The sequence below is a fragment of the Marinococcus tarijensis genome, from assembly GCF_054971385.1.
This window is the reverse complement of the sequence record NZ_JBQOJA010000014.1, coordinates 63,199-82,538: the sequence shown is the minus strand read 5'-3', so window position 1 is coordinate 82,538 and position 19,340 is coordinate 63,199. Positions and strand designations below refer to the sequence as shown.

Below are 19,340 nucleotides of genomic sequence, written 5' to 3'. Positions count from 1 at the left end.
GTATCGGTGAAGTTCTTGCCGGTGACCAGCCGAAGGCCGAGGGCCTGATTCCATTCCCGGCTGTGCCGCTGATACCGGTCCACCAGGGGATTGGCTTCGGCAAAGCGTTTCCCGCAGGGGCAGGCGTACCGCCGGCGGCGATAATGAAGCACGCTTGGCCGTTCAAACCAGGCCGTATGCTGGACCCGCTGCCACCGGTAATCATGGACCCGGCGGGTCCATGTGCCACAGGACGGGCACCGGGACCGTTTCCGGGGTACCTCCACCTGAAGGTGCACCACGCCTTCCCGCTCGTCGGTGTGGAGGACCCTTACCCCTTGGAGGCCGGGGATCGTTATGTTATGATTCATATGCACGCAACTCCTATCCTGCTTGGTTTTCGTCGACGCAAGTATAACGGATATGGGAGTCTGCGTGTTTTTTTGTGCTTCAACCCCAACAAATATTATAGAGCCAACAAAAAAAGCTCCGCCCTTAATGGGTGGAGCTTTTTGCGTCGAGAGCTTAATTTGTCAGTTCTTTTTCTTTCGCTTCCCGTTCTTTTTCTGCTTCTTTAGCGTAGTGCTCTTCAGCAATTTTATCAACTTCGATCTTTAGCTCTTCCACCATGGTTTCTTCCGGAACCTTGCGGATAATTTCCCCGTGACGGAAAAGAAGACCTTCGCCTTTTGCACCGGCAATACCGATATCGGCTTCTCGTGCTTCGCCGGGGCCGTTAACCGCGCAGCCGAGCACGGCTACTTTAATCGGAGCTTTAATTGTGGAAATGTATTCTTCCACGTCATTGGCGATGCTGATCAAATCGATTTCAATACGTCCGCAGGTCGGACATGAAATAAGAGTAGCTGCGTTGGATGCGAGGCCGAATGTTTTCAGCAGCTCGCGTCCGACTTTTACTTCCTCTACCGGATCGGCACTGAGGGAAATGCGCAGTGTGCTTCCGATTCCTTTACTCAGAATAGCACCGAGTCCAGCAGAGCTTTTGACCGTGCCTGCGAATTGAGTGCCTGATTCAGTAATCCCCAGGTGAAGCGGGTAGCTGAATGCCTGAGCCGCTTTTTCATAAGCTTCAATAGCCAGGTGCACGTCTGAAGCTTTCATTGAAACGATGATATCGTAAAAGCCGAGCTCTTCAAGGATGGAAATATGGTAAAGAGCACTTTCGACCATTCCGTCTGCGGTTGGATATCCGTATTTATCAAGGATCCGTTTTTCGAGGGATCCGGCGTTTACACCGATACGGATCGGAATGCCTTTGGCTTTGGCTGCCTCAACAACCTCTTCCACTTTTTCCCGTTTTCCGATGTTGCCCGGATTGATCCGGATTTTATCAGCGCCGCCTTCAATAGCTTTCAAGGCCATATTATAGTCGAAGTGGATATCGACAACGAGCGGAATATTGATGCGCTGTTTAATTTTCGGAATTGCTTCAGCATCCTTCATTTGTGGGCATGCGACGCGGACAATCTGGCATCCGGCCTCTTCAAGGCGATGAATTTCTGCGACGGTCGCTTCCACATCGTGAGTTTTTGTTGTGGTCATGCTTTGTACTACTACTTCATTACTGCCACCGATCGTCACATTACCTACTTTGACTGCTCGGGTTTCGCTGCGGTGGGTTATTTGGCTCATGTATCCATTCGCCCCTTTATATTGGTGAATTTATTTCGTGCCTCGTCTAATGTAACAACAATAGTTGACAGTGGTCTATAACACATCGTAATTGTATCAGTGGGTGTGTACTCTTGGCAAGCAGTTGCTTCCAGAGAGCGGAAATCGGAAGTACAAAAGCCGGTAATTTGTAAAATGATGAGAAACTAACGAAAGAGTGCGGATGGTGTAACCTTTTCTCCGGGCTTACGACTATAGATGCGACGAATATAAAAATATTGGTCATTAAAGTATAGGATTGGAAATGAAAGGGCATAAGAAGGAGAGTTGAGCATAATGAAGTGGTGGCAGCAGACATTAGCAGCCGGGGTAGTTACGTTAGGGGTTCTTGGGGTAAGTCAGCAGGCGTCAGCAGACGCTGTAGCAGGAGATGTAACGGTGACGCTCGGTCAGGACCTGTCTTCAGATCAAAAAAGTTCTCTGCTTGAAGAGATGGATGTGACTGAGGGTGAAGTACCGGTTGTGGAGGTCACAAATGAAGAAGAATACCAGTATCTCGGAGATTATTTAAGCAGCTCTGAAATTGGCTCGCGCGCGTTATCTTCTGCAAGGATTACTGCAGCTGAAGACGGGGAAGGCATCGATATTGAAACGAACAAAATAGATACAGTTACAGAAGGAATGTATGCAAACGCGCTGGCAACAGCGGGCGTGGAGGATGCAGAGGTTTACGTGACAGCTCCGTTTGAGGTATCCGGAACGGCAGCACTGACCGGAATTTTAAAAGCTTACGAACAGCAGAACAATGTCAATATATCTGAGGATCAAAAACAGGTGGCAAACGAAGAGATTGCCAAAACTGCTGAGCTTGGCGAAGATATCGGCAAAGAAGAAGCAACAACACTGATTACACAGATTAAGCAGGAAATAAACAATACGGAGATTAATAATACGGAAGATATTCGGGTCATTGTGCAAAATGTGTCAGGCGATATGAATATTGAACTGAGCGAAGAGCAGACAGATGAGCTTGTTTCCCTATTTGACCGGATGCAGAATTTAAATATCGACTGGTCGCAGATGGAGAGCCAGCTTGATAAAGCTTCGGAAAACATCGACAGCTTTGTAAACAGTGAAGATACGCAGAATTTCCTTTCGCGCATCGTTGCTTTCCTCGAACAGATGCTTGATTCCGTGCAGGGATGGTTTAACAACGACTCTGAAGAATCAGCATAATATTAGTAAAAGAAAAGAGGCCCCGTGGCCTCTTTTTTACGCGAAGAAGACGCTTAAAGCTGACAACCTGAAGACAGAAGAGTTACAATAATTGTGAAACGATTACGGGTGTTTACGCGTATATATGATTACCAAGCTTTTACGAGCCGCATTAGTCAGTGATTACAGAAGTTTATGGAAGGGAGTATATATAATGGAATGGTTAGCGAACCCGAGTGTCGGCTTTATTGTCGTTTTTCTTGGAACGATGTTTTTAATCTCAGAGTTTCTAGTTAAGTCCAAAAGCTTATTTTTTATTCTGGGAACAGCCTTTATGGTCTTATTCTTTTCCTATCATCTTGAAGGGGCAGCCGGTATCTGGGTGCTTGTATTATATGCAGCCGGCCTTGGGCTGATCCTGCTTGACGGAAAGCTTATAGGAGACGGAACTGTCTCTATTGTAGGTCTTTTGCTAATGGGAGTATCGATCGCTGTGCCGACTCCTACTATCATATACGGAGTACTCGTTATTTTCGGCTTTTTGGCCGGGGCTATCTCAGCGATGTTTTTCCTGAAGGTTTTTCCCCGCCGCGATCTGTGGTCGAAGCTGATGCTAAAGGACAGTTTGACGAGCGAACAGGGCTATAATTCTATGAATCAGACGTACGGTGGACTAGTCGGCAAAACGGGGACCACCGTTACTCCTTTCCGTCCGACGGGGACGATTGATATTGAAGGAGAACGCTACAGTGCCACCAGCGGCGATCAGTGGCTGAATGCTGAAGAAGAAATCGAAGTAACATCTGTCGATGGGACGCGCATCCGCGTCAAGCGTCTTGAGACAGCTGTAAAAGAACAGTAATTACCATATTAAAGGCTATTCATGTAAAAAGAGGAAGCTTCGGCTTGCTCTTTTTTTGCGGGAAAAAACAAAAGTTAAATAACTTTGGGAAAAAACAATATTTCCTTTACAAACCACTCAATTTACTTTAAAAATAGATTGGGTGCGGCAAAAAACTGCCAAAATTCATAAAGCGACTAAGGGGATGTAGAGTTTGGATATTCAAACGATTTTGTTTACTTTTTTTGGTGGTTTGGGGATATTCCTGTTCGGGATTAAATACATGGGCGACGGTCTGCAGAAAATTGCTGGCGACAGGCTCCGGGATCTTCTGGATAAATTCACCTCCAACCCATTTATGGGCGTACTGGTCGGGATTATCGTAACTATACTTATTCAATCAAGCTCAGGAACTACAGTACTTACAGTCGGGCTCGTAAGCGCCGGCTTTATGACACTGCGGCAGGCGATCGGCGTTATTATGGGAGCAAACGTCGGAACAACGGTAACGGCGTTTATTATCGGGATTAAACTCGAAGAATATGCTCTTCCGATTATATTTATTGGTACAGTACTGATCTTTTTCTTTAAAAACAAACAGGTAAACAACATAGGACAAACTTTTTTCGGCTTTGGGGCTCTGTTTTTCGGGCTTTCACTTATGGGGGACGGAGTAGCTCCTCTTGAAGAACTGCCGGCATTTAACGATTTAACCATCAGCATGAGTAACAACCCGCTTTTAGGATTATTGGTAGGGGTCATCTTTACAGTAGGACTGCAGAGTTCCTCAGCGACCATCGGGCTGCTTCAGGAACTGTATACCCAAAATGCGATATCACTGGAAGCAGCGCTTCCAATACTTTTTGGGGATAATATAGGCACCACCGTCACAGCAGTTATTGCGGCTATTGGCGCTTCTGTGGCAGCAAAGCGTACCGCTTTAACCCACGTCATTTTTAACCTGATCGGAGCAACGATTATCCTTATTCTGCTTGTTCCTTATACGGCTTTTATTGGTTTTCTGCAGGAGGCGCTTAATTTAAACCAGCCGATGACAATTGCGTTTGCGCACGGTATATTTAATATGTCGAACGTGATTATACAGCTGCCGTTTGTCGGGGTTCTTGCTTATATAGTAACCAAGCTTGTCCCTGGAAGTGACGAAGAAATTGAATACAAGCCGAAGCACCTGGATCCAAGCTTTATTTACCAGTCTCCGGCGATCGCTTTGGACCAGGCGAAGCTCGAAACTCTCCGGATGGCCGACTATGCGGGAAGAGGCTTAAGGAAAAGCGAAAGCTATCTGGAAACAAAAAATAAAAAAGACGCGGAAAAACTCGTGCGCTACGAAGAAGCCATCAATAATCTTGATAAAAACATTACGGATTATTTGATCGGTATTTCTGCACGGTCCCTGTCTAAAGAAAATTCACGTAAGCATTCTGTGGTGATGGACACCGTCCGTGACATTGAACGTGTTGGCGACCACATTGAAAATATAATGGAGCTCGTGGACTATCAACTGACCAACAAGGTAACGCTGTCAGAGGAAGCGTACAAAGATTTAAATGAAATGTTTACGCTGACGATCAGTACATTTAACCGTGCTGTTGAAGCGCTTGAAAAAGATGATTATGAAATTGCCCAGCAGGTTGCCAGACAGGAGGAAGACATTGATAAGATGGAACGGAAGCTTCGTAAAAAACACATTCTCCGTTTGAATGAAGGACGATGCTCCGGATCTGCAGGTATTGTGTTTGTCGACATGATCAGTAACCTTGAACGTATTGGCGATCATTCGGTAAACATTGCCGAAACAGTACTGGATGACCGGGAGGTTTCATAAAGAAGGAGGCGGTCCTCCTTCTTTTTTATTGATTATATCGGGAGAAAAGCGGCTATAGAATAACAATATATCTGCAAAGGGAGGCACGTATGGAACTAATTTGGTATTTACTGGGGCTTGCCTGCTACGCGCTGGCGCTGGTCGCGGTTGTTTATCCGATTCTTCCGGGCGGGATTTTTCATGCAGCGGCAGCTCTGATGTTTGCCCTGGGCTACGGGTTTACGGATATCGGTGTTGTATACTGGGTGATTCAGGCAATCATTGCTGTTCTGCTGTTTGTAATTGACTACGCGGCTAATTATTATGGCATCCAGCGGAGCGGTGGTACAAAATACGGCATCTGGGGAAGCCTGATCGGCCTGGTCGTCGGGCCGTTTATTATTCCGGTCGCCGGTATTCTGATCGGTGCGCTTGCCGGAGCCGTTATTGGAGAATTAATCGGCGGCCAGAAATCGTGGAAGCAGCTTGGTAAAATTGGGGTAGGTTCCGTTGGCGGATTTGTCGCAAGTGTTGTTATAAAGGGCGGTATATTGCTAGTGAACGCCATTTATATTATAATAATTCTTGTTTAAAAGAAATACAAAAATCTGTTTGACGCGTTTTTAGGGAAATGATATAGTAATTACTGTCGTAAAAACGGCAGTAACACATTCCGCAGTAGCTCAGTGGTAGAGCAATCGGCTGTTAACCGATTGGTCGCAGGTTCGAATCCTGCCTGCGGAGCCATGGCGGCGTAGCTCAGCTGGCTAGAGCGTACGGTTCATACCCGTGAGGTCGGGGGTTCGATCCCCTCCGCCGCTACCAATATATTTACATACTCATACGGCGGTTGTGGCGAAGTGGTTAACGCACCGGATTGTGGTTCCGGCATTCGTGGGTTCAATTCCCATCAACCGCCCCATTTTTTTGTCTGTAATGCTTTTAAGGACCCTTAGCTCAGTTGGTTAGAGCAGACGGCTCATAACCGTCCGGTCGTAGGTTCGAGTCCTACAGGGTCCACCACTTTAAGAAGCAGTGGGTAAATATTATCTGGAGGAATACCCAAGTACGGCTGAAGGGGACGGTCTCGAAAACCGTTAGGAGCTTTACGGCTCGCGAGGGTTCGAATCCCTCTTCCTCCGCCATAATTATTATTTAAATATCAATTCTTATATAACTGCGCAGTAAGCTTTTCCGTCCTGAACGGGAAAGTTTTTTTATTTTGAAGGAAGCTCCGCCCGAAACGGGAGTCAGTCGGCAATAGAGCCGGATTTGATTATTTGGTTTTGCCGGCTGCAGGAAAAACTTGCAGGATTTTTATGTTTAAAGAAGAATCAAAAGGGAATAATCATCCGTGGCAGGCTTTCTAGTTTGAATAAAGCAGAAAGCCGATTTGAAAAATAAGAATTGTTTTGGTAGAGTGAAAGTAGACTAAGTGTAATTTTGTATACTAAATTATCGCAAAGTCACTTTGAACAAACGACCAGAACTTTCAAGGAGGGCATTTTGTATGAGTACACATCAACTACCAGATCTACCTTACGCACCAAACGCATTGGAGCCTCATATCGATGAGCAGACAATGAACATTCACCATGATAAACACCATAACACGTATGTGACAAAATTAAATTCAGCCTTGGAAAATCACAGCGACCTTCAAAACAAGAGCGTTGATGAACTGATCAGCGATTTGAACGCTGTACCTGAAGATATCCGTACCGCAGTAAGAAATAACGGCGGCGGCCACTCCAACCACTCCATCTTCTGGAAGCTTCTCAGCCCTAATGGCGGCGGCGAACCAAAAGGCGAAGTGGCAGATGCCATTAAGAGCAAATGGGGAAGCTTTGACAAGTTCAAAGAAGAATTCGGCGCAACAGCTGTTGGACGTTTCGGTTCCGGGTGGGCGTGGCTCGTGCTAAACAACGGCGAGCTTGAGCTGATGGACACGCTCAACCAGGATTCCCCGATCATGGAAGGAAAAACTCCTCTCCTCGGCCTGGACGTCTGGGAGCACGCGTATTACCTGAAGTATCAAAACCGTCGTCCAGATTATGTAGCAGCATTCTGGAATGTTGTAAACTGGGACGAAGTTGAAAAGAACTATCAGGCAGCCAAATAATATATTCGAAGACTCCGTTCCCGGAAACCGGGAACGGTTTTTTTCTGTTTAGGAAGAGAGTGGAAGTTCGGCATCGGCTTTTTTCTATGCTATACTTAACTGGAAACAAGCAAACTTACATATATTAAGAGAGGGATTGCGTGTGGCTTCCAGAAAAAATAAAAAACCTTCCATTCCTTTTCGGCTGAACGTTCTTTTTTTCGCTGTTTTTATATTGTTTTCAATATTAATCCTGCGGCTTGGATACGTACAGATCGTTGAAGGTGATACGTATGAAGAGGAGGTAAATGAAACGGCCTCCACATCGGCGAGCCGGGTCGATGCCCCGCGTGGAATTATGTATGACCGCAATGGAACCGAGCTGGTGGATAATAATCTTATTCTGACTTTAACGTATACAAACCAGAGAAGCTATGAGGACGAAGAACGCCTCCAGACGGCTGAAGAACTGGCTGAACTGATCGAATTTGATGAAGAGGAAACAAACCGTGACAGCATGCCGGAAAGAAATTTGCAGGACTACTGGCTTTTAACGCGTGAAAATGAAGCTGAGGAGCTTGTCTCAGACGAAGAAGAAGAGCGGCTGATGGAAAACGATAAAGATCCATATGAAGTACAGCTCGACCGGATTACAGAGGAGCAATTGAATGATATCAGTGACGAAGAGCTGGAAGTTGTAGCCATCTGGAGTGAAATGATTTCCGGATACTATGACTCGCCTCAGCGCGTCAAACGGGATTTGACAGAAGGAGAGGCCACAGCGATCAGCGCCCGTCTCGACGAACTTGAAGGCGTGGATGTAACAAGGGACTTCCGACGTGACTATCAGTATACGCAGGCCTTCCAGAGCCTTTACGGGAAGGTGGGGTCAATCCCTGAAGAAACCGTAACCGAATTCCTTGCTAAAGGGTATCAGCGTTCCGACGAGGTTGGCCAGAGCTTTCTCGAGGAATACTATGAAGACACCCTGAGGGGCAAAAAGGGAACCGTCAGCGGTGAGGATAATGACGCCGAGGAAACAAATAACGGAAGCCGTGGCAATGACCTCGTGCTATCCATTGATATGGATCTGCAGCGGGAAGTACAGACGATACTTGATAATCAGATGGGGCAGTCAGAGGGCTCGTTTCCAAACGACCAGCAGGCATATGTAACAGCGATCGACCCGAATACCGGGGAAATACTCGCCATGAATGGCTATGATGATCAGCTCGGAAACGTGACCAATACGTACGAGATGGGTTCGACGATCAAGCCGGCCACAGGCATGATCGGTCTTCAGGAGGAAGTTATCACAGAAGATACGAAAATCAATGATAGTCCGATTAAACTGCCAAATAGCCCGACAATTAGTTCTTCTCATGAGATCGGCACAATTGATGTTGTTGGCGCTATTCAAGAATCCTCCAACGTGTTTATGTCCGAAATTGCGATGCGGCTGATGGATTATGAAATTGGAAATGGTAATGGGTTTAACGAGAAAAAAGTTGATGAAGCGTACACGACGATGAGAGACTATTACCATCAGTTCGGTCTTGGAGTAGAGACTAGCGTTGATCTCCCATCAGAATCCACAGGTCTTAACGCTGGAAGAGCAAAGGCGGGGAGCCTGCTTTACTTCTCATTCGGACAGCTGGATACGTACACGCCGCTGCAGCTGGCGCAGTATTCTGCGACTATTGCTTCGGATGGGAAACGGATGGAGCCGCACCTGGTAAAAGAAATTCGTGAACCTAACCGTAATACCGATGAAATGGGGGCGGTGCTTCACCAGTTTGAGCCAGAGATGCTGAACCGGGTCAATATTGATAAAGAATACTTTGATATTGCCCAGGAGGGCATGTACGATGTGGTAAACACAGAGCTTGGAACCGCAGACAGCTATTTCACAGACGTAAATATGGAAATTGCCGGGAAAACCGGTACGGCCGAGCGCAGTGTCCGCAGGGAAAGTGATAATGAATTAGTAGATGTAAACAACCAGACCTTTATCGCTTACGGCCCGTATGAAGACCCGGAGATTGCGATTGCGGTCGTCGTTCCTAACGTTTATTCAAGTGATGAGGGTGGACGCTCGGGTATCGCCAACAGCATTGCCGCCGATACGATGCAGGCATATGTGAACCTGAAAGAAGAACGTCCGGGCGCCGGAAACAGCGAAGACGAAGCTGAAGGTGAAAATGAGGAAGACGATGAGAACGCGGAAGACAACGAAGAAACCTCAGAAGATGAGGAAGAATCCGGCGATGGCGGAGAAGAACAGTAATTCCGGCGGGATGAAACACGGCGGTAAGGTCGTTTTATTCTTATCACTTTTTACTGATTTGCCGCTTTTACAAAAAATATTCTTAACTTTCCTGAGAAAAACTAACATCACAGGCTTGAAGCACAAATAGGAATCTGATAGTATTACTAAGTATGAAAAATGTACGAAAGTAGGGAGGGAATCACATGCGTGTACAAATAACGCTTGCCTGCACAGAGACTGGTGACCGTAATTACATCACCAGCAAAAATAAACGCACAAACCCTGAGCGTATTGAGTTGAACAAATATTCTCCTCGTTTAGGAAAGCACACTCTTCATCGCGAAACGAAATAAGCAGCAGGAGATTACATCTCCCAGCTGCTTTTTCTTTTGTCTTTAAAGCATTCTAACAGGAAAAAGACACGGGAGGGGAAGGCAATTGAATAAACATACGCTCCGGCAGCAGGTAAATGACATGTATCAGGCTCTTTCCGGGAATGACCGGCTGAAAGCGGAAAAAAGGATTTACGAGCATTTATTCCAATGGAGCGGCTGGAAACAGGCGGATACAATTGCTGTTACTGTTTCACTTAAAAATGAAATAAATACTGGCCCGATTATTGAGACTGGATGGCAGCAGGGAAAACGGATGTGTGTGCCTAAAGTCGAGCCTGAACAGCGGGGAATGGATTTTTATGAAATACAGGAATTCGGGGAGCTCGAGCGTACTATCGGCCAGATATACGAGCCTAAAAAAAATATATGTCCCCTCGTGCCTCCTGAGCAGCTTGACCTTGTTCTTGTACCTGGCCTTGTATTTAACAGGCAGGGCTACCGCATTGGATTTGGGGGCGGATACTATGACCGCTTTTTAAATCGGGCAGATTTCTCCACGGCAGCCCTGATTCATCCTTTTCAGCTTCAGGATCGTATCCCGGTGGAAGCGCACGACGTGCCGGTACAAACCCTCATCAGCAGCGAAGGTTTTATTCATGTGGACTGAAGCGGCGCTCGGTTTAGCATTCGTGCTGTTTTTGCTGGTGATCTGGCAAAAAGGATCATTAACGCTTGCCGGCACGTTGTCAGCCGGAGTGCTCGGCACGTTTATTTATACGTGGACAGGGTGGACCGGAACAGCAGCCCTGATCACTTTTTTTGTGAGTTCAACAGTCCTGTCCCGTCTGAATAACCAGGAAAAGGAACAGCGGGACAGCGGGCAGGTATGGGCGAATGGAGGACCGATGCTTATATTTGCTGCTTTGTACGGCATTGTATCGTGGGAAGGGTTTTTAGCCGCTGCTGTTGGTGCAGCGGCGGCGTCAAATGCGGATACGTGGGCGTCAGAGATCGGCCGCCGGTTTGGTGGCCGGCCGTTTCACGTGCGCAGCCGAAAACGAATAGAAAACGGTTTTTCCGGAGCGGTTTCCGGAGCAGGAACGATGGGGGCTTTCGGCGGTGCTTTGCTTGTGGGAGGGGTGGTTTATTTCATTTCTTCCGAGCTGAACGTCTTTATGCTTATTGCTGTAAGTGCTGCTGGCGTATGCGGCTGCTTTATTGATACCTTTCTCGGAGCCTACGCAGAACGGATGAATCGTTGCAGCGTATGTGGAACCTATACGGAAGCCAAAGTCCATCATGGAAGGGCAACCATTCACGCCTCGGGCATTCCATGGATGACAAACAACGCTGTGAATGCGTTAAGCTCCTTTGGAGGCGGTATAGTGGTTGTAGTGCTGTACATTGTTTCTTTCCTTTCCTTTTGATTTCGCCTTTAGCGGGAGGTTGCTATAATGGAAGGAAGAAAGGTGGCAGAAGTACATGCGCTGGTCAACGATTTGTTTCGATCTGGACAACACTCTTTACGATCACGAAAAAGCTTTTCAAAAAACAATTAAAGCTGTGTTTGTTTCCATCAGACAGCAGATGAATAAAGAAGCTCCCTTCGTTCATGAAGACAAATGGTTCGAAGTGTTTAAATATCACTGTGATTTGTTTTGGCAGGAATATGAGGAAGGCAGCCTTACGCAGGAGCAGTACCGGGCAAAGCGGTATGCAGAAACGATGCACGCGTTCGGGCTCCCGTCGTCACGCCGGGAAGCACTCGAGTTTCATCAGGAGTACGAGCAGCGGCTGCCGGAATTCAGCGAACTGTTTGAGAGTGTACCTGGTCTGTTGGAATCGCTCACAAAAAGCAATGTCCGCCTGGGGATTATTACAAATGGATCAGAGAAACTGCAAAAGGAAAAGTTTTATCAGCTTGAGCTTGATCGCTGGATCGACCGCCGTCATCTTTTTATTTCTGAAATGGCCGAAGCTCCGAAGCCGAAAGCGGCAATTTTTGATGAAGCACTGCAGCTTTTGGACAGCCGGGAAAAACGGGCGCTGTTTGTCGGCGACTCGTGGGCCCACGATATAAAGGGAGCGGAAAATGCAGGTTGGGAAGCTATCTATGTGAACACCCGCGGAGAGAAAGCAGGACCTTCAGCACATCCAGTAAAAGAGTTTAGTGAATTCAATCAGGCAGCATCATATTTAAGAGAAATAGTCGAAGAAGGACGGAGTTCGGATGTCTAAACGGGAAGCTCACCAGTTTTGGAAATTTACAGAGCAGCTGATGGAGGAAGAATCCTTCCGCCTGATTGACGTCGGTCCGGACCGGAAGCGTGTATGGCTTCAGGGGGATGTCGACGGACAGCCCTGGGTTGTGCGCATGGCGAGGGTTGAATATGAACGCCTCGGGCGGCTGGAAGAAGACAGGCATGAAGCGGAAAAAAGCTTTCACGGGTGGAAACGACGGCTCGCCTTGAGTAAAGCAAAATTTGCGAACGTATATATTACTTCTTATCCTCCGGCGGATATGACAGAGCCGATGGAGAGCGGAGACCGCGAAGCCCGCTCCTTTTTGTTCGCTGATGACAACGGGCGGGGCCTGGCGGATACGCCCCCGTCTGTCAGTACGTATCTAAAAACCAATGAATGGACATGGGGCGGCCTGGAGGAAGAACTCGAACCCGAAGAGCACGAACAAAGAGCCTCCTTTTACCGCCGCCAGGCGGAAAAAAAGCAGCGGGAGCTTGAACAGCAGGACATGTCCTTTTTTTCAAGCGGGAAGCCGATTGTGACCTATATTGTGCTGGCACTGCTTGCCGTGATTTTTTTAGTGCTGGAACGAGCGGGAAGCAGTATGAACGTCAACACTCTCATCGAGCTTGGGGCGAAATATAACCCGGGGATTGTAGACGGAGAATGGTGGCGGCTCATTACTGCTATGTTTCTGCATATTGGTTTTCTGCATTTGTTTATGAACAGCCTGGCCTTGTTTTTTATTGGCGGCATCACAGAACGTATTTACGGCACAACGCGCTTTATTATCATTTATTTTGCCGCGGGTGTATTTGCATCGACGGTCAGCTTTGCTATGAATGAACAGGTGTCAGCCGGGGCCAGCGGTGCTATCTTTGGCTGCTTCGGAGCACTTTTATATCTGGGGCTTGCCCATCAGCGGCTGTTTTTCCGTACGCTTGGCATGAACGTGCTTGTTATTCTCGGGATTAACCTGGTATTTGGGTTTACCGTGCAGGCAGTGGATAACGGAGCCCATATTGGCGGTCTGGTCGGCGGATTTATCGCCTCCGTCTTTGTACATCTGCCAGGGCATCGTTGGCAGGTCATGCGAATAGGAGCGTTTGCATTTTTTGTTTTAGTGGTTGCCGTCTTTTTTGCGATTGGTATGTATCGGTGGAATTAATCAAAATACGTAGTAGAAAAACGCTCTTCGCTTGCTATAATGAAAGGAAGCAGGATAACTATGGAATCCATGACAGAAATCCGGATGTGGCTGCGCACGGTCGGAGCCTTCATCTATACGAAAAATCGCCTCATGGATTTAGATCTAATGGAAGAAGAAATCAGAGAGGCCTATAAAAATGGGCTTTTGGATGTCAGAATGTATCAGAATGCTTTGTTAACACTAAAAAGAGAACGACGAATCGAGCAGGAAAAGGGGTAGACAAATGGCTGAAAAATACGTGATCGGAATCGATATCGGCGGCACCGCGGTAAAAATGGCGCTTTTTGACCAGGACGGTGACATGCAGCATAAATGGAGCATTACAACCAGCAAGGAAGAAAACGGAAAATACGTGCTCGATGAAATTGCCGCCTCGATTGAGCAAGAACTGAACGAAAAAAATATTCCACTTACGGAAGTCGCGGGCGCCGGGGCGGGGCTTCCCGGCTTTATCGACATAGAAAATGGCATTATTGAATTCGCAACAAACATAGGATGGAAGGATTACCCGGTCGCACGTATTCTCGAAGAAAAGCTCGGTTTTCCCGTGGCGCTCGATAACGATGCAAATCTTGCAGCGGCGGGCGAATACTGGAAAGGGGCCGGGACGGACGTCCAGGATATGATTTTTATCACGCTCGGCACGGGAGTCGGAGGAGGTATTGTGCTTAACGGAGATTTGGTGAACGGCAAAGATAACATGGCAGGGGAAATCGGCCATATTACCGTAAAGCCGGAGGGAGGCCGGCTTTGTAACTGTGGTAAACGCGGCTGCCTGGAAACCATCTCCTCAGCAACAGGTATGGTACGCGGAGCCCTGGAGCATATCGACAAAGCCGAAGGCTCTCCGATTTATGATGTGCACCAGCGCGGGGAAGAGATTACGACCAAGGATTTGTTCGCCTATGCCACATCCGCGGACCCGTATTGTGCCGGCGTGATTGACCACGCTATGTATTACCTGGGACTTGCGGTCGGCAATATGGCCAACACCCTGAATCCGGAGCGAATCGTGATCGGAGGAGGAGTGGCTGCTGCCGGTGATGACTTACTGCAGACGCTGCGCGCTCATTTTGATATGTTTGCGCTCGACAAGGTCAAAAAAGGAACGGATTTTGTTATTGCCGATCTCGGGAACGACGCTGGGGTGGCAGGGGCCGCCTGGCTGGCTAAAAATCATTACTTGAACGGATAAAATAGAAAAAATGATCGTTAAAAAGGGGCTAAAAACATGGAAAACTACCGTGTGGAACGTGACTTTTTAGGAGAAAAGAGAGTACCTAAAGATGCTTATTATGGAATTCAGACACTGAGGGCAAAAGAAAACTTTCCAATAACCGGCTATCCGCCGCACACGGAATTGATTAAAGGATTCGGCTACGTAAAAAAAGCAGCGGCAACTGCCAACGCCGAAGTGGGCTTTTTGAATGAATCTATTGCTCAGGCGGTCATAGAAGCAGCAGACGAAGTGATCGAAGGTAAATTTGATGATCAATTTATCGTGGACTCTATTCAGGGCGGGGCGGGGACTTCCTTTAACATGAACGCAAACGAAGTTATTGCTAACCGCGCCATTGAATTACTGGGCGGTGAAAAAGGGGATTACCTTAGGGTGAGTCCGAATTCCCACGTGAACATGGCCCAGTCCACCAACGACTCATTTCCTACAGCTATTCACATTTCGGCGCTTCGTCTTTCACAGGGACTTGTAACTGCGCTCGATAATTTGATCGAAGCGATGGGCGAAAAAGAAGAAGAGTTTGACAATGTTATTAAAATGGGACGTACGCATCTGCAGGATGCCGTGCCGATCCGTCTCGGCCAGGAATTCGGTGCCTACCGCCGGGTGCTGACGAGAGACCTGCGCCGCATTAAGCGGTCAGTGGATCATTTGTATGAAATTAACCTCGGGGCGACAGCTGTAGGCACAGGACTCAATGCGATGCCCGAATACATTGGCCGGGTAGCAGAAATTCTTGCTGAGCAGACAGGAATGCCGTTTTACAGTGCTACTGATCTTGTGGACGCAACGCAGAATACGGATTCCTACACCGAACTGTCAGCAGCACTTAAAGTACATGCGATTAACCTGTCCAAGATGGCAAACGATCTCCGGCTGATGAGCTCCGGGCCGAGAACCGGCCTGAATGAAATTAACCTCCCTTCCCGTCAGCCGGGTTCCTCCATTATGCCCGGAAAAGTGAATCCGGTCATGTGTGAATTAATCAATCAGATCTCTTTCCAGGTCATCGGCAATGACCATACGATCAGCCATGCTTCGGAAGCCGGCCAGCTCGAACTGAATGTCATGGAGCCGGTGCTCGTATTTAATCTGCTTCAGTCCCTGTCGGTGCTGCAGAATGGTCTGAAGGTGTTCCGGGAATTTACTATTGAAGGAATAACAGCCAATATTGAACACTGCCGGAGCATGGTAGAACGAAGCGTAGGCATTATTACAGCCATCAATCCGCACGTTGGGTATGAAACAGCTGCGAGAATAGCAAGAGAAGCGATTGAAACAGATCAGAGTGTACGCTCGATCTGCATCGAACGGGGGATATTGTCTGAAGAGGAGCTCGATGAAATTTTAGATGCCAAGGAAATGACCAAACCGGGGATCGCCGGTTCACGATTCATGTACGGCGAGTAACAGCCGACATGAAAATTCGCGGGCTTTCCTATCAGCGCGGCGTGTTTTTCTTTGGAGCTTCCTTTATCAGCAGAGGCTATGTTGGCAGTGAAGGAAAGATACATGCTGAACTGCACCCTCTTTCCATGCGGTCTTATTTAAGAGTGGCGGCAGTGGTGATAGGGGCGATGCCCATTTGGTATAAGCTAACAGCTATGGCCTGGCTCACAGCGGCCATTTTTCAGCTGCTTCCTTTATATTCGTTTTTACTGTTTATCATGGGGACTCATTTTATTTTTCCGCAGCAGCTCAAAAAGTTTCACGGCGCAGAGCATAAAGTTTTCAGCTTTACCGGCGTGCCTGAAAAAAGCTCGTGGGAAAGAGTAGGAAGGGCATCGATTACAAATCGTCACTGCTCCACGAACATTGTTTTTATATACTTCGTTTTGTTTCTTGTAATGGCGTCTCCGGTTTACATTGTTTCTTCTCCGGGAAACGTTTTTATAGCTGTCAGTGCTTATATATCCCTGCCAATGGCTTTCCTGGCAGAAAAAGTGCTTCAGCGGCACTTTAACGGCAGCAGAAATATATGGATGAAGCCTTCATACTGGCTTCAACGAAACATCACATGTTCTGAGCCGGAGAAGCTGCACGTTCAAATAGCGATTACAGCGTTTCGGGTGCTTGCTGAATGTGAATTCCCGCACCGGCCCGGAAGAAAACGAAAGGAGCAGTTATCTATGGCAATTGTTGATGTGACAGTTTCTCCTGTAGACAAACAGGGAACCGGGATGTCGGACACAGTAGCAAAAATTCAGGACGTGCTTGAAAAACACAATGATAAAATTGATATTGAAATGACGCCAATGAGTACGCTTCTCGAAGGAAATATTGACGATCTGCTTCAGGCCGTCAGAGAAATACACGAAATTCCTTTTGAAGAAGGCTATCAGCGTGTATCAACAAATATTCGCATTGACGACCGCCGTGATGCAGAAGGCAAGCAGATGAAAAAGAAAATGGAATCAGTACGGAATGCACGAAAGCAGTAACCAATACGAAAGCCGGCAGAATTAACTCTGCCGGCTTTACCTATGTTCCGGGTAAGAAAGAGCTTCATAAACAGAGGCTTTCCATTCTGCGGGATAAGTTACCTGCTTGGAAAATCCCAGGCGGTGACGGGCAGTGAATTTGATTTCGCCGCTCCCGGATTCTTTCCACTCGACGGTGCCATCCGGCATCGATACGCTGCCGGATTCAGAAGGTGCTTCAATATAAATATTTTCGGCATTCCGGATCATCCATTTTACATCCAGGGAGCCAAACTCTTCATTTTGCTGCAGAAGCTGAAGCTTTAAAAGCCCGGCAGCGAGTATCATAAATAAGAAAATGAATAAAAGAAAGAAAATAGTGGAAGGAAGAATAAAGCCTTCACTTTTACGAAGGGAAGAGCTTCTTCGTCGCTGCATGATAGGAAAGAAACGATTGAATGTACTGCCCATTATTTAAAATCACTTCCACGTCTGCGCCGTAGTCTCCTGTCTCCACAAAAAAGGCAGAAGCTTCCTGGAGCATAATTTCAAATCCTTCGTTATCCACCCGGCGTACGACCCGTCCGTTAGACATGAAATATTCGTACGTATTTTGTCCGGATTCAATATAAAACCGTTGCTTCTCATACGTTAATGACTGAGCAATCTGCATATCTTCTTCCATTTGCTGAACGAATAAACGTGCTTCGGTATCGGGAGACGGGACATCAGTTAAAAGAAGGCTGCTGAATTTAGCGGCGGCCAGTGCCCACAGGCTGAACAGCAAAAGAGTAATAATCATTTCAGGAAGTGTCACCCCCTTATTGCTTCGGAAGGACGTAAACACACTGTTTGTTCCGGCTCCCTTCGATCGAAGTACACACTTTATATCCTTCTTCGTGTTCTTTAATCTGAACATGGATCCTTCCTTTCGAATAGGTAGCAGCAGTGACTGCGGCAGAGGCAGACTGATGAATGCGCCCTGCTTCCTTTTCCATCACATACAGCTGATCGTAATACAGCTGCTGGCTGTTCCAGGTCTGATAAGTCTGATGGAGAAGAGGGAGCATAAATAAAGTGACAGCGAACAGAAGCGATAGGGCACTGACGGCTTCGATCAGCGTGAATCCATTACGAAGGTGTCTCAACGCGCAGCCGCCCCCTTCCGATTTGAAATATAAACCGGTACGACCGGGACGGGCCGTGAAGAGCTATTGTGCCAGCTTTTTTAATATTTCCTTTCTCGGTATAAGACAATGTATGAAACTGCAGCTTAGAGGCAGTAGGAGCAAAGAAGCCTTCGGGGATGTCGCGCTGGATTAAAGGTTCACTGCGGTCGTTGCCTATAAGGGCGTAGTAGCCCTTATCTTCCTTCCAATCGAGACGGGTGGCTGTATGGTGAGTATAGGCATAGTGCTGGCTGTAAACGAGATCAGCCTGCAGCTGCTGAACGAAATGATCTTCACGTGCGCTATCATAGGCCGAAGAGAAATGAATAAATGGCACAGCGGCAAGCACACTAAACACAAGCAGTACTATGATAGCCTCCGGGAAGGTGTAGCCCTTCGAACTGAAAAGAGGCATCAGGATCCTTTACTGACGGCTCCGTTGTTATATACAAGCGGAGTGTTGTCCGGGCAGGTGGTCGTTTCAACATAGTCAGCGTCAACGAGATCCTGAAGGGAAGACGGTTCGCTGCCGTATTCAACTTCATAAGCAGCAGCCTGGGTTTCTAAAAGCTGGATGGTGGCGTCACATCCTTTGGACTGTGCGACCTGGTTGTTTGTACCGATGTTCGGGATAGCAATTAAAAGAAGCACAGTAATAATGAGCAGCACAATCAGCATTTCCACCATAGTAAAACCTTTATTGTTTTTAAGCATATGTTTTTTCCTTTCTGGAAGGGCGGGATTTTCGAAGCATCTTTAATAAAGAAGCGATGTCTTCTTCTTTCTGCGTTTCAAGATCCGTCAAGCGTTTTTCAAGTACCGTGAGTCGTTCAGAAAAATAATCGTGAGGTATTTGCATG

At 47.3% G+C, this 19,340-nt stretch carries 23 protein-coding genes and 5 tRNA genes; 20 read left to right on the top strand and 8 right to left on the bottom strand.

Annotated features, from left to right (window positions below):
- Together ACTTK7_RS09830 and ispG are read right to left on the bottom strand one after the other, a co-directional pair.
- The coding region (locus ACTTK7_RS09830) for a transposase family protein (RefSeq protein WP_462867796.1) at window positions 1-350 on the bottom strand (350 nt) is incomplete at its 3' end.
- A 154-nt stretch (window positions 351-504) separates the two neighbouring features.
- Entirely contained in the window at window positions 505-1,632 is a 1,128-nt protein-coding gene (ispG, locus tag ACTTK7_RS09825; RefSeq protein WP_079476828.1) for a flavodoxin-dependent (E)-4-hydroxy-3-methylbut-2-enyl-diphosphate synthase, read from the bottom strand.
- Window positions 1,633-1,947: 315 nt separating this feature from the next.
- On the opposite strand from ispG, the gene ACTTK7_RS09820 reads away from it, so the two are divergent.
- The 20 genes from ACTTK7_RS09820 (at window position 1,948) to ACTTK7_RS09725 (ending at window position 17,332) form a co-directional block, all read left to right on the top strand.
- Window positions 1,948-2,847, top strand: a complete 900-nt coding sequence (locus ACTTK7_RS09820; protein ID WP_462867794.1) for a DUF1002 domain-containing protein — start codon at window positions 1,948-1,950, stop codon at window positions 2,845-2,847.
- A 193-nt stretch (window positions 2,848-3,040) separates the two neighbouring features.
- Complete coding sequence (locus tag ACTTK7_RS09815; protein WP_462867792.1) at window positions 3,041-3,688, top strand: NfeD family protein; 648 nt, start codon at window positions 3,041-3,043, stop codon at window positions 3,686-3,688.
- A 193-nt stretch (window positions 3,689-3,881) separates the two neighbouring features.
- The gene (locus tag ACTTK7_RS09810; protein ID WP_462867790.1) at window positions 3,882-5,513 is read left to right on the top strand and encodes a Na/Pi cotransporter family protein; all 1,632 of its coding nucleotides are present in this window, start codon (window positions 3,882-3,884) and stop codon (window positions 5,511-5,513) included.
- Window positions 5,514-5,602: 89 nt separating this feature from the next.
- Complete coding sequence (locus tag ACTTK7_RS09805) at window positions 5,603-6,085, top strand: DUF456 domain-containing protein (protein WP_462867788.1); 483 nt, start codon at window positions 5,603-5,605, stop codon at window positions 6,083-6,085.
- 79 nt (window positions 6,086-6,164) lie between these two features.
- Window positions 6,165-6,239 (top strand) — tRNA-Asn (locus ACTTK7_RS09800).
- Between the two features lies 1 nt (window position 6,240).
- Window positions 6,241-6,317: transfer RNA gene (locus tag ACTTK7_RS09795), tRNA-Met, on the top strand.
- Window positions 6,318-6,338: 21 nt separating this feature from the next.
- A tRNA-His gene (locus ACTTK7_RS09790) sits at window positions 6,339-6,414 on the top strand.
- A gap of 24 nt (window positions 6,415-6,438) precedes the next feature.
- Window positions 6,439-6,515: transfer RNA gene (locus ACTTK7_RS09785), tRNA-Ile, on the top strand.
- Between the two features lie 29 nt (window positions 6,516-6,544).
- Window positions 6,545-6,637: transfer RNA gene (locus tag ACTTK7_RS09780), tRNA-Ser, on the top strand.
- Window positions 6,638-7,002: 365 nt separating this feature from the next.
- Window positions 7,003-7,614 carry a superoxide dismutase gene (locus tag ACTTK7_RS09775; RefSeq protein WP_091611828.1) on the top strand — a complete coding sequence of 204 codons (612 nt, stop codon included), beginning with the start codon at window positions 7,003-7,005 and terminating at the stop codon, window positions 7,612-7,614.
- Window positions 7,615-7,756: 142 nt separating this feature from the next.
- The gene (locus ACTTK7_RS09770) at window positions 7,757-9,880 is read left to right on the top strand and encodes a peptidoglycan D,D-transpeptidase FtsI family protein (RefSeq protein ID WP_462867786.1); all 2,124 of its coding nucleotides are present in this window, start codon (window positions 7,757-7,759) and stop codon (window positions 9,878-9,880) included.
- A 185-nt stretch (window positions 9,881-10,065) separates the two neighbouring features.
- Window positions 10,066-10,215: a 50S ribosomal protein L33 gene (gene rpmG / locus ACTTK7_RS09765; protein WP_079476821.1), complete on the top strand. Its 150-nt coding sequence runs from the start codon at window positions 10,066-10,068 to the stop codon at window positions 10,213-10,215.
- Between the two features lie 85 nt (window positions 10,216-10,300).
- The gene (locus tag ACTTK7_RS09760; RefSeq protein WP_462867784.1) at window positions 10,301-10,864 is read left to right on the top strand and encodes a 5-formyltetrahydrofolate cyclo-ligase; all 564 of its coding nucleotides are present in this window, start codon (window positions 10,301-10,303) and stop codon (window positions 10,862-10,864) included.
- Window positions 10,854-11,624 (top strand): DUF92 domain-containing protein, encoded by a 771-nt coding sequence (locus ACTTK7_RS09755; RefSeq protein WP_462867782.1) that lies wholly within the window; start codon window positions 10,854-10,856, stop codon window positions 11,622-11,624. Before ACTTK7_RS09760 ends, ACTTK7_RS09755 begins: the two co-directional genes overlap by 11 nt.
- A gap of 55 nt (window positions 11,625-11,679) precedes the next feature.
- Entirely contained in the window at window positions 11,680-12,435 is a 756-nt protein-coding gene (locus ACTTK7_RS09750) for an HAD family hydrolase (protein ID WP_462867780.1), read from the top strand.
- The gene (locus ACTTK7_RS09745; RefSeq protein WP_462867778.1) at window positions 12,428-13,609 is read left to right on the top strand and encodes a rhomboid family intramembrane serine protease; all 1,182 of its coding nucleotides are present in this window, start codon (window positions 12,428-12,430) and stop codon (window positions 13,607-13,609) included. The genes ACTTK7_RS09750 and ACTTK7_RS09745 overlap by 8 nt, the downstream gene beginning before the upstream one ends.
- 60 nt (window positions 13,610-13,669) lie before the next feature.
- Window positions 13,670-13,870: a YqgQ family protein gene (locus ACTTK7_RS09740; RefSeq protein WP_462867776.1), complete on the top strand. Its 201-nt coding sequence runs from the start codon at window positions 13,670-13,672 to the stop codon at window positions 13,868-13,870.
- Between the two features lie 4 nt (window positions 13,871-13,874).
- Window positions 13,875-14,846, top strand: coding sequence for an ROK family glucokinase (locus ACTTK7_RS09735; RefSeq protein WP_462867775.1), 972 nt, complete (start codon window positions 13,875-13,877; stop codon window positions 14,844-14,846).
- Between the two features lie 36 nt (window positions 14,847-14,882).
- Window positions 14,883-16,301 (top strand): aspartate ammonia-lyase, encoded by a 1,419-nt coding sequence (gene aspA, locus ACTTK7_RS09730; RefSeq protein ID WP_462867773.1) that lies wholly within the window; start codon window positions 14,883-14,885, stop codon window positions 16,299-16,301.
- Window positions 16,302-16,309: 8 nt separating this feature from the next.
- Complete coding sequence (locus tag ACTTK7_RS09725; protein ID WP_462867771.1) at window positions 16,310-17,332, top strand: MTH1187 family thiamine-binding protein; 1,023 nt, start codon at window positions 16,310-16,312, stop codon at window positions 17,330-17,332.
- Between the two features lie 36 nt (window positions 17,333-17,368).
- Here ACTTK7_RS09725 and ACTTK7_RS09720 read toward each other — a convergent pair whose 3' ends face one another.
- Genes ACTTK7_RS09720 through ACTTK7_RS09695 form a run of 6 tightly spaced genes read right to left on the bottom strand, consistent with a single transcriptional unit; the run spans window position 17,369 to window position 19,339 of the window.
- On the bottom strand, window positions 17,369-17,782 hold the full coding sequence (locus tag ACTTK7_RS09720) for a hypothetical protein (RefSeq protein WP_462867798.1): 414 nt from the start codon (window positions 17,780-17,782) through the stop codon (window positions 17,369-17,371).
- Complete coding sequence (locus ACTTK7_RS09715; protein ID WP_462867770.1) at window positions 17,718-18,230, bottom strand: competence type IV pilus minor pilin ComGF; 513 nt, start codon at window positions 18,228-18,230, stop codon at window positions 17,718-17,720. The genes ACTTK7_RS09720 and ACTTK7_RS09715 overlap by 65 nt, the downstream gene beginning before the upstream one ends.
- Complete coding sequence (locus tag ACTTK7_RS09710; RefSeq protein WP_462867768.1) at window positions 18,133-18,459, bottom strand: hypothetical protein; 327 nt, start codon at window positions 18,457-18,459, stop codon at window positions 18,133-18,135. Before ACTTK7_RS09710 ends, ACTTK7_RS09715 begins: the two co-directional genes overlap by 98 nt.
- A complete protein-coding gene (gene comGD / locus ACTTK7_RS09705; RefSeq protein ID WP_462867766.1) occupies window positions 18,443-18,895 on the bottom strand; it encodes a competence type IV pilus minor pilin ComGD in 453 nt (150 codons plus the stop codon). The genes ACTTK7_RS09710 and comGD overlap by 17 nt, the downstream gene beginning before the upstream one ends.
- A complete protein-coding gene (gene comGC / locus ACTTK7_RS09700) occupies window positions 18,895-19,194 on the bottom strand; it encodes a competence type IV pilus major pilin ComGC (RefSeq protein ID WP_322525795.1) in 300 nt (99 codons plus the stop codon). The genes comGD and comGC overlap by 1 nt, the downstream gene beginning before the upstream one ends.
- A complete protein-coding gene (locus tag ACTTK7_RS09695; protein WP_462867764.1) occupies window positions 19,187-19,339 on the bottom strand; it encodes a hypothetical protein in 153 nt (50 codons plus the stop codon). The genes comGC and ACTTK7_RS09695 overlap by 8 nt, the downstream gene beginning before the upstream one ends.
- Between the last annotated feature and the right edge of the window lies 1 nt (window position 19,340).